Annotated in this window: 1 protein-coding gene; it reads left to right on the forward strand. The window is 73.0% G+C overall.

Annotated elements, in window-relative coordinates; all coding sequences use genetic code 11:
* Positions 1-13 precede the first annotated feature (13 nt).
* Positions 14-11,497 carry a type I polyketide synthase gene (locus ACZ7SW_RS19525; RefSeq protein WP_470231816.1) on the forward strand — a complete coding sequence of 3,828 codons (11,484 nt, stop codon included), beginning with the start codon at positions 14-16 and terminating at the stop codon, positions 11,495-11,497.
* The last annotated feature ends 16 nt before the right edge of the window (positions 11,498-11,513 follow it).

The following is an 11,513-nucleotide window of genomic DNA, read 5'->3' on the forward strand; positions in this document are numbered from 1 at the left end:
AGGGGAAGACTCGATGGAGCAAGGAACCGGGCTGGAGATCGCCGTGGTCGGCCTCGGCGGCAGGTTTCCCCAGGCGCCGGACGTCGCGCGGTTCTGGTCCCTGCTGTGCGCCGGGGCCGAAGGCATCCGCGAACTGACCGGCGACGAGCTGCGCGAGTCCGGTGTGGACAGTGCGGAAGCCGCCGGGGCCGGGTACGTGCGCGCGGCCGCGGTGGTCGAGGGAGAGGACCGGTTCGACGCCGGCTACTTCGGCTGCACCCCGCGCGAAGCGGCGCTGCTCGACCCGCAGCAGCGCCTGTTCCTGGAGTGCGCGGCGGAAGCGCTGCAGTCGGCGGGGCACGACCCGGAGCAGGAACCGGGCGCCATCGGCGTGTTCGCCTCGGTCAGCGTCAACGAGTACGGCCTGCGCAACGTCTACCCGCACCGCGGTCTCGACGACGTCGTCGGCTATCTGCAGAAGCTGCTCGCCAACGACAAGGACTTCGTCGCCAGCCGCACCGCGTACAAGCTCGGCCTGCGCGGGCCCGCGGTGACCGTGCAGACCGCGTGCTCCAGTTCGCTGGTCGCGATCCACCTGGCCTGCCAGTCGCTGCTGGCCGGGGAGAGCGATCTGGTGCTGGCCGGGGGCGCCACGGTGCGCGTGCCGCAGCGGATCGGGTACCACGGCGGGGAAAACGGCATCGCCTCGCCGGACGGGCACTGCCGTCCGTTCGACAAGCTCGCGGCGGGCACGGTGCCCGGCAACGGCGCGGGCGTGGTGGTGCTGCGCCGGTTGCAGGACGCGCTCGACGACGGCGACCCGATCCGCGCGGTGATCCGCGGTTCGGCGATCAACAACGACGGCGCGGCGAAGATCGGCTACACCGCCCCGAGCGTGACCGGACAGGCCGAGGTGATCCGCGCCGCGCTGGCCGCCGCCGAGGTGCACCCGGACACCGTCGGCATGGTGGAGGCGCACGGCACGGCCACCCCGCTGGGCGATCCGATCGAGGTCGCCGCGCTGACCCAGGCATACCGCGCGGCGGGCGCGGCCGGCGAGGAGTACTGCGCGCTGGGCTCGCTCAAGGGCAACGTCGGCCACCTCGATTCCGCGGCGGGCGTCGCCGGGGTGATCAAGGCGGTGCTGGCGGTCGAGACCGGCCTGATCCCGCCGAGCCCGCACTTCACCGAACCGAATCCGGAGATCGAATTCGACGGCAGCCCGTTCTACGTCAGCACCGGTCTGCACGAGTTCCCCGGTGGCGGCCCGCGCCGGGCCGCGGTCAGCTCATTCGGCATCGGCGGCACGAACGCGCATCTGCTGCTGGAGCAGCCGCCCGCGCCAGCGGTGCACAAGCGGGTGCGCGCGGCCGAGACGATCGTGGTCTCGGCGCGGTCGGCCGCCGCGTTGCAACGGTCCGCCGAGCGACTCGCCGACCACCTGGCGACGCACGAGGAGACGAACCTAGCCGACGTCGCGCATACCCTCCAGACCGGCCGGACGGCGCTGACCCACCGGCGGGCCTTCAGCGCGTACGACGTCGAGGAGGCCGTGCGCGCGCTGCGGGATCCCGAGGCGGGCACTACGGCCGAGGCTAGCGACGGCACGGCTCCAGTGGCCTTGCTTTTTTCCGGCCAGGGCAGTCAATACGCGGGAATGGGCCGCGGACTGCACGCCGAGGAGCCAGCGTTCCGCGAAGCACTCGACGACTGCGCGAGCCTGCTGGACTTCGACCTGCGCGCGCTGCTGTTCACCACCGGCGAGGAAGCGGCGGAACGCCTGGCGCGCACGGAATTCACCCAGCCCGCGCTGTTCGCCGTGCAGTACGCGGTCGCGCGGTTGTGGGAGTCGCGCGGAGTGCGCCCCGCCGCGATGCTCGGGCACAGCATCGGCGAGTTCGTCGCCGCGCACCTGGCCGGGGTGTTCAGCCTCGAAGACGCGCTGCGGCTGGTGGTCCGGCGCGGCGAGCTGGTGCAGCGGATGCCGGGCGGGGCGATGCTCGCGACCCGGCTGCCCGCGGTCGAACTGGCCGCCCTGCTCGACGACGACCTGTCGCTGGCGGCGGACAACGGCCCGGCCGATTCGGTCGCCTCCGGTCCGGCGGCGGCTGTCGAAGCCTTGCGGGACCGGCTGGCCGGGCGCGGGGTGCGCACCCGGTTCCTGCGCACCGCGCACGCCTTCCACTCCTCGCTGGTGGAGCCGGTGCTTGACGAGTTCCGCGCCGCTTTCGACGGAGTCGAGCTGCACGCGCCGCGGATTCCGTACGTCACCAACGTGACCGGCACCTGGGTCCGGCCGGAGGAAGCGACCGATCCCGCGCACTGGTGCCGGCACCTGCGGGGCACGGTTCGCTTCGCCGAAGGCGTCCGCGCGCTGCGCGAGGAGGTCGGCGGGGTACTGCTCGAAGCCGGGCCGCGACGGACGCTCAGCGCGCTGGCCGCCGCGCAAACCGGCGCCGAAGGCGTGGTCCCGACGCTGCCCGCCGCCGATCCGGCCACCGAAGCCGCGCAACTGGCCGCGGCCACCGGTGCGGTGTGGGCCGGGGGAGTGCCGGTCGACTGGGCCGGGCTTCGCGGGGCGGAACGCCGGTCCCGGGTCGAGCTGCCGACCTATCCGTTCGAGCGCCGGCGGTACTGGATCGACCCGCCCGCCGACGGCAGCGCCCGGGCGGACGGTCCCCAGGTCCGGACCTGGGAATCGGGCACCGCGCCAGGCGAGGGCGGTCCGTTCCTGCTGCTCGCCGAGCCGGACCACCCGCTGGTCGCCGAACTCGGAAACGCCGCGGTGGCAACGAATCCGGACGACGTCGAGGCCGCCGCACGAGAACACGGCCCCCTGCCGCTGGTGACCTCGACGGATCCGGCGCGGCACGAGCACCTGGTCGCGGACGGGCTGCTCACCGGCATCACCGTGCTCACTCAGGGCGGGCTGGCGGTGGAAAGCGCCGATCGCGCGAAGGAGTTCGCGGTCACGCTGGCCGCCGTCGGAGCCCACCGGGTGGTGGACGTGGATCGGCTTCCGGCCGGAAGCCGCCGGAAAGCGGCGATGCGCTCCGTGATTGCCGACGCTTCGGGCACCGAGGGGCCGGAGGTCGTGGCCTATCGCGGCGAACAGCGTTATGTACCAGGGCTTCGGCAGATGGAAGGCAGCGGAACCGGCTGGCTGCGCGCGGGAATCACCCTCGCCGTGGCAGGTACGCGCGGGCCGCTCGCCGATGTGCTCACCGACGTGACGGTTCGCCCCGCCGCCGAGCTGGGCGCCGCCGACGTCGTGTTGTTCGAGGGCTGCCCGGACAGAGACGTCGAGAGGACCGGGCGCGAACTGCTCGAGACCGCTGCCCGGCTGGGCGCGGAATCCGCGGTGCTGGTGCTGCCGTGCACCACCGGCGAGGAGCGGGTTTTCGCGCGGCGCCTGGGCATGTTCGGCGAAGAAGCCGACGTGGATTGGGTCGTCGTGGAATGGGACGGCGAGCCGCGTCCGGCTGAATGGGCCGCCGCGCTGGCCACCACCCGTGCGACGACGTTGCAAGCGTCCGCCCCCGCCGTGGCGTGGGTAGACACCGGGGACACCGAGGAAATCCCGGTGGAAGCGCCGAAGCGGACCGCCGCCGAGGAACAGGTCGCCGGGGTGATGGCGAACCTCCTCGGGGTGCCGGATGTCGGGCTGCGCAAGGACTTCTTCGCTCTCGGCGGGCACTCGCTGCTCGCCACGCAGCTGGCCGCCCAGCTCACCGACCGCTTCGGCGTCGAGCTCTCGGTGCGGGACCTGCTCGCCGAACCGACCGTGGCGGGCATCGCCGCCGTGCTCGACGGGCTTCGCGCGGCCCCTGCAGGTCAGGCACTCCCCGAACTGCGCCCGGTGTCCGCCGACGGCCCCGCCCCGGCGTCGTCGACCCAGGAAAGCCTGTGGTTCCTTCAGGAACTCGATCCGGGCAGCGCGTTCTACGTGATGGCCAACGACGTCTGGCTCACCGGCGAACTCGACACCGGCGCCCTGCGCGCGGCACTGGACGAACTGGTCCGGCGGCACGAAACGCTGCGCACCGCGATGCCGCTGGCCGACGGGCGCCCGGTGCAGGTGGTCGGGCCGCCGCGCGCGCAACCGCTGCCGGAGCTGGATCTGTCCGCTGTGAACGATCCCGAAGCCGAGGTCGCGCGGATCGCCGCCGGATTCTGCCGTGAGCCGTTCGACCTGCGAGCCGGGGACTTCCTGCGGACGCGGCTGCTGCGCCTCTCTCCGACGCGGCACGTGCTGCTGGTCTCGACCCACCACATTGTCTCGGATTACTGGTCCAGCGGTCTGCTCTTCCACGAGATCTTCCGGCTGTACGAGTCCTTCGCGGCCGGTCGCTCGCCGGACCTGCCTGAGCTGACCGTGCAATACCGCGACTACGCGCGCTGGCAGGCCGCCGTGCACGAGGGCCATCACCTCGACGACCAGATCGCCTACTGGAAGCAGCGGCTGGCCGGGGCCGCGCCCCTGCTCGAACTGCCCGCCGACCGCCCGCGCCCCGCGGTGCAGAGCCGCCGCGGCGGCTGGCAGGAGTTCTCGCTGAGCCCGGCCGCCACCGAACGGCTCAAGGAACTGGGCCGGGAGTCCGGCGCGGCGCCGTTCATGGTGCTGCTGGCCGCGCTGAAGGCCGTGCTGCACCGCTACACCGGCCGCGAGGACCTGCTCGTCGGCACGTTCAACGCCAACCGCACCAAGGCCGAGCTGGAACCGGTGATCGGCCTGTTCGCCAACACGCTGGTGCTGCGCACCGAGGTCGGCGGGCAGCTGAGCTTCCGCGAGCTGCTGGCCCGGGTGCGCGACACCTGCCTCGGCGCCTACCAGCACCAGGACGTGCCCTTCGAACGGCTCGTCGACGAGATCGCGCCCGGCCGCGACCTCAGCAGCAACCCGCTGTTCCAGGTGATGCTGGTGCTCGAATCCGCGCCGGTGGGCGAGATCGGGGCGAGCGGGCTGGAGGTGGACGTCCGCGCGCTGGACAACCGCACCGCGAAGTTCGACCTGCTGTTCATCGTCTTCCCCGGCGAGGACCGGGGGAGCTTCCACGGCCTGGTCGAGTACAACGCCGACCTGTTCGACCCCTCGACCGTGGAGCGGATGGCCGGGCACTTCACCACTTTGCTCGCCGCCGCTGTCGAAGCGCCGGACACCCCGGTCGGCCGCCTGCCGCTGATCGAGAGCGCCGAGGCGGCCCTGCTGTCCGGCTGGGCCGGGAATCCCGATCCCGAGCCCGCCGAGGAAACGCTCGTCGACCTCTTCGAGCGCGAGGCCGCGGCGAACCCCTCGCGGGCCGCCGTGCGCACCGCGGGCACCACGCTTTCCTATGGCGCACTGGACGAATCGGCCAACCGGCTGGCGCGGCGGCTGGCGGAACTGGGAGCCGGGCCGGAAGCACCGGTCGCGGTCTGCCTGCCGCGCGACGAGCACCTGGTGGTCACCCTGCTCGCGGTGCTCAAGGCCGGATCCGCCTACGTTCCGCTCGACCCGGCGTACCCGGCGGAGCGGCTGACCTTCATGCTCTCCGATTCCGGCGCCTCCGTAGTGGTCACGACCGAGGCGGACGCGGCGGCGCTGGCGGATTCGCCTGCGTACGTGCTCCAGCTAGACGATCCCGCCGAGACTGCCGGGCGCGCGACGACCCCGCCGCCGCGGCGCCTGACGCACCGGTCGGCGGCGTATCTGCTCTACACCTCCGGTTCGACCGGGCGGCCGAAGGGCGCGATCACCGAGCACGGTGGCCTGCGGGTGCTGCTGGACTGGGGCCGGGGCGTGTTCTCCGACGAACTGCTCTCCGGCATGCTCGCCTCGTCCTCGGTCTGCTTCGACTCGTCGGTGTGGGAGCTGTTCCTCCCGCTGTGCCACGGCGGTTGCGTGGTGCTGGTGGAGAACGTGCTCGCCCTGCCGCGGCTGCCCGAGCCGGTGGCCGCCGGGGTCCGGATCGTCAACACCGTGCCGTCGGCCGCGGCCGAGCTGGCCCGGACCGGCGGGATCCCGCGCGGGGTCGAGACGATCAGCATGGCCGGGGAAGCGCTGCCGAACGCCGTGGTCGCCGACCTGCACCGGCTGCCCGGGGTGCGGCGGGTGCTCAACCTGTACGGGCTGACCGAGGCCAGCGTCTACTCGACCTTCGCGGACCTGCCGGGCGGGACGGAGGACGGCAACGCGACCATCGGCGGACCGGTGCCGGGCGTTCGCGTCTTCGTGCTGGACGAGCGCCTGGAACCAGCGCCCCTCGGCGTGCCGGGGGAACTGTACGTGGCCGGGCCGGGCGTCGCCCGCGGCTACCACGACCGGCCCGCCCTGACCGCCGAGCGGTTCCTGCCGGATCCTTCGGGCACCCCGGGATCGCGCCTGTTCCGCACCCGCGACCTGGCGCGCTGGCGGCCGGACGGCACCCTGGAGTTCCTCGGCCGCGCCGACCACCAGGTCAAGGTCCGCGGCTTCCGGATCGAACTCGGCGAGGTCGAATCGGCCCTGCGCGGCCGGGCCGGAGTGCTCGAAGCGGCGGTCACCACGACTCGCGAACGCGGCGGCGTCCAGCTGGCCGGGTTCTACGTGCCGGACGGCGAAGACCCCGGCGAGGACGCGATCCGGGCCGCCCTGCGCGAAATCCTGCCCGAGTACATGGTGCCCGCGCACCTGCGGCGGCTGGCCGCGCTGCCCCGCACGCCGAACGGCAAGTTCGACCGCGGCGCGCTGCCCTCGGTGTCCGCGCGGAGCGACGGTCCGCGCGGCGCCGCGCGGACCGCGGCCGAAGAGGTGGTCAGCGGGATCTGGGCCAAGGTGCTCGGAGCGGGCGAGGTCGGCCCGGAGGACAACTTCTTCGCCCTCGGCGGCGACTCGCTGCGGAGCCTGCGCGTGCTGGGCCTGTTGCGGGAGCGGGGATTCGCCCTCGAACTGCAGGACCTGTTCCGCTGCCAGACCGTCGCGGAACTGGCCGCCGCCCTCGAACACGGCGGCCGGATCCCGGAGCCGACCGCACCGTTCGACCTGGTGTCCGAAAAGGACCGTGAGTCGCTGCCGGACGGTCTCGCCGACGCCTATCCGATGGCCGCGGCGCAGGCGGGCACGCTCTACCACAGCACGATCGACCCGAACACGCCGATCTACCACGACCTGATCGGCTACCACGTCCGCGCGCCCTATGACGAACAGGCGCTCAGTGACTCGCTGGCCGCGGCGGTCCGGCGGCACCCGGCGCTGCGCACCTCGTTCGACCTCGTCGCCTACAGCGAGCCGATGCAGCTGGTCTGGAACGAAGCCGAACTGCCGCTGGAATTCGGCGACCTGCGCGAATTCGCCGACGCCGAGCAGGAAGCGCGGATCGAGGCGTGGCTGGAGGAAGAAAAGACCCGCGGCTTCACCTGGACCCGCGCGCCGCTGGCCCGGATCAGGGTGTTCCGCCGGGCGGAGGACCGCTTCGCCATCGTGGTCAGCTTCCACCACTCGATCCTCGACGGCTGGAGCATTTCGACCCTCTTCGGCCACTGGCTCGGCGACTACCGGCGCCGCCTGCGGGGCGAGCCCGGCGGACTGGACGAGCGGGACGCCGGCGCCTACCGCGAGTTCGTCGCGCTGGAGCGCCGCGCCGTGCGCGACCCCGAACAGCGGGATTACTGGTACCGCAAGACAAGCGCGCTGCCGTCGCTGCGCTTGCCGGAGACGGCGGGCACGGTGGCCGGACCGCGCGGTGCGGCGCGCCAGTACTTGCTGGACGGCGGCGTCGCCGACCGGTTGCGCGAGGCCATGCGCGCCGAAGGCCTCACCGTCAAGTACGCCTGCCTCGCCGTGCACCTGTGGGTGCTCGGCCAGGTGACCGGGCACGCCGAGGTCTACACCGCGCTCGCCGCGAACGGACGGCCGCCGCAGCCGGGCGTCGCCGAGGAATGCGGCTTGTTCGTCAACGGCGCGCTGGTGCGCACCACGCTCGCCGACGGCAGCTGGACCGACCTCGCGCGCACGGTCTTCGACGCCGAATGCGAGCTGATGCCCTATCGCCATTTCCCCTACGCCGAGGTGCACCAGCTCGCCGGGCCGGGCGTGGCGGTGGAGACCGGGGCCAACTTCGTCCGCTACCTCGCCTACGAATCCCTGGCGGACGACGAGGACGTGCACGTGCTCGACTCGACCCTGTTCGAGGAGACCGAATTCCCGTTCGCGGTCTACTTCGTGGCGGACCCGCAGAACGCGGAGATCCTCGTCCGGGTCCAGTACGACGGGCACCGCTTCGGCTCCGACTGGATCGACGAAGTCGCCGGGCAGTACCTGGCCGCGCTGGAGCGGTTCGCCGCCGACCCCTCGGCTCCCTACGGAAGGCCGACCGGGCTGACCGACCGCGTGGCGGAGCGGTTCGGGCTGCCGCCCGGCGGGATCGAGCGCATCAGCCCGATCACCCCGGTGCAGCGCGACCTGTACCTCGAACACGCCGCCCGGCCCGACGTCGGCGCGTTCATCCCGGCCTTCTCGCTGGACCTCGGGCCGGACGGGGACGCGGACCGGTGGCGCGCCGCGGTGCGCTCGGTCACCGCGGCCGAGGAGCTGATGCGCTCCGCCCCGGTGCTGCTCGACGGCGAACCGGCGCTGGCCGTGCTCGCACCGTCCGAAGTGGACTGTCCGCTGCTCGACGTGCGCGAGGCGCCCGAGCAGCCGTACGGCCTGCTCGACGCGATTCCCGAGCACGCGCAACGGCCCTACGCCCCGGAGGGCGAGCCGCTGATCCGGCATCTGCTGGTCCGGGACGAACACGGGCGCCTGCAGGCGGTCGTCGGCGCGCACCACGCGGTGATCGACGGGCCGTCGGTGCCGCTGATGTTCCGGCGGCTGGTCGACGCCTACCGCGGCGCGTCCCCGGAACGGGACGGCGCCGAGTCCTTCCTCGACCGCGTGCCGGAGATCGCGGCGCGGTTCGACCGCCCGGAAACCCTGGACTACTGGCGAGACTTGGCCGCGCGCTCGTCGGCACTGGAGATCCCGCCGGTGCCGGAGGGCGACGGCCGGGCCGTGCTGCGGCCGATGGCCTCGCTCGACGGCGACGACCTGGCCGCGCTCCGCGCCTGGTGCGAGGCCAACGGGCAGCGGCTGCCGGGCTTCCTGCTCGCGCTGTTCGCCGCTTTCGCCGGACGGCATTCGGCGGGGGAGGACGACTATTTCGTCTACACGCTCGCCGGCGGCCGTCCGCCGGAGCAGGCCGGTTCGCTCGGCTGCTACCTGCACGTCTTGCCAGTGCACGTGCCCCGGCCCGGCCCGGCGGAATCGGCGGCCGAGTACGCCGCCCGCTTCCGGCAGCGGCGGCGGGACGCCCGCGGGCACGAGTCGGTGTCCGCTTTCCAGCAGCGCCGGATCCTGCCCGAGGACAATCTCCGGTTCGTCTTCAACTTCCTGCCCGCCAACCTGGTCGCGAAGGTCGGCGGAGACATCGGGTACGCGACCTACGAGGACGTGCCGTTCGACGAGGCGCATCTGACCCTGCGCGAGTACGACGACCACATCGAGCTGCTCTTCCAGTGCGCGCCGGATCTGTTGTGGGGCGAGCATTTCGCCGCCGCGTTCGCCCGGTTCTCGGTCGCCGCGGTGTCCGGCGGTCCGTTGTCCGCGGTGCCTTCGGTGCCCGGCCAGGCCGAGGCCTGGCTGCGAGAGGTCAGCACCGGTGCCGTCGTCGAACCGGGCTGGGAGACGGTGCTGGAGTGGGTCGAGCACACCGCGGCGACCCGGCCGGACACTGTCGTGCTGTCCGAAGGGGACCGGCAGCTCACCCACCGCGAACTGGGCGAGCAGGCGAACCGGCTGGCCCGCGGGCTGGTCGCACTGGGCGCCGGTCCGGGCGAGGTGGTCGCCGTCGCGGTGCCGCGCTCGGCCGAACTGGTGGTCTCGCTGCTGGCCGTGCTCAAGACCGGGGCCGCGTTCCTGCCGCTCGACCCGGAACTGCCCGCCGAGCGGATGGCGATGATGCTCGGCGACGCCGGCGCGCGGCTGGGCCTCACCGTCGCGGGCACGTTGCCGGTCCTGCCCGAGTCGAAGTGGCTGGTGCTGGACGACGACGCCACGGCGGCGGAACTCGCCGAATTGCCTTCGCACGACCTGAATCCGGGGATCTCCGGCCGCACGCCGATGTACGTGCTGTTCACCTCCGGGTCCACCGGCCGGCCGAAGGGCGTGGTCGTCGAGCACGGCGGGGTGGTGAACCGGCTGCGGTGGATGCAGGACGAGTTCGAGCTGACCGCCGCCGACGTGGTGGCGCAGAAGACCCCCGCCGGGTTCGACGTGTCGGTGTGGGAGTTCTTCTGGCCGCTGGTCGCCGGTGCGCGGCTGGAGGTGCTGCCGCCGGGCGCCCACCGCGATCCCGGCCAGCTGGTGAAGGTCATCCGCGCCGCTGGGGTTTCCGTGCTGCACTTCGTGCCCTCGATGCTGAGCGTGTTCGCCGAAGACCCCGAAGCGCCGGAATGCACGAGCGTGCGCGACATCGTGTGCAGCGGCGAGGTCCTGCCGGGTTCGTTGCGGGACCGGGTGGCCGGAGTGCTGCCGGGGGCGCGGCTGCACAACCTGTACGGGCCGACCGAAGCTTCGATCGACGTGACGCGCTGGGCGTGCGCGGAGGATTCCGGGCCGTCGGTGCCGATCGGCCGGGCCGTGCCGAACACCAGGCTGCACGTGGTCGACGCGGCGGGCAGGCTGGCGCCGCCCGGGGTGGCCGGCGAGTTGTGCATCGGCGGCGTGCAAGTGGCACGCGGGTACGCCGGGCGTCCCGGGCTGACCGCCGAACGGTTCGTGCCGGATCCCTGCGGTCCGGAGGGTTCCCGGATGTACCGCACCGGGGACCGCTGCCGGTGGCGCGCGGACGGTGCGCTGGACTACCTGGGCCGCGACGACGGCCAGCTCAAGATCCGGGGCCAGCGCGTGGAACTGGGCGAGATCGAGGTCGTGCTGGCGCGGCACGAGGACGTCCGGGAGGCGGTGGTCCGGGCCCGCGACGGCGGTCGCGGCGAAGGCGACGTGCTGCTCGACGCGTACCTGGTGCCCGCAAGCGGCGAACTGTCCACAGAGGACGTCCGGGCGCGGGCGAGGGCGGTGCTGCCCGGCTACATGATCCCGGCGACCTGGACTGTGCTGGACGCCTTGCCGGTCACCGCGAACGGCAAGCTGGACCGCCGCGCGCTGCCCGCCCCCGCCGCCGAAAGCTCGGCCGCGGCGAGGCCCGCCACCGAACTGGAAGCGGCGATCGCGGCGGTGTGGGCGGAAACGCTGGGCCGGCCGGTGCCCGGGGTGACGGACAACTTCTTCGATCTGGGCGGGCATTCCCTGTTGCTGCTGCGGGTGCACGCCCGGCTGCAGCGGGCGCTGGACCGTCCGCTCCGGATCGTGGACCTGTTCAGCCATCCGACAGTGCGCGCGCTGGCCGCGCATCTCGGCGGTGCCGATGAGGACGGGCCTGTCGCGCGACCGCGGGCGGGCAGGCGGCGGGCGGCCGCCGAACTGCGGCAGAAACGACTCGGGGCCAGGGGCGCGCGGTGAACGAGACGAATGACTT

The organism is Amycolatopsis sp. NPDC114484, assembly GCF_055633755.1.

Bases quoted from the DNA above. Each gene is read 5' to 3' on its own strand.
- ACZ7SW_RS19525 (WP_470231816.1), top strand. From the start codon at position 14: ATGGAGCAAGGAACCGGGCTGGAGATCGCCGTGGTCGGCCTCGGCGGC.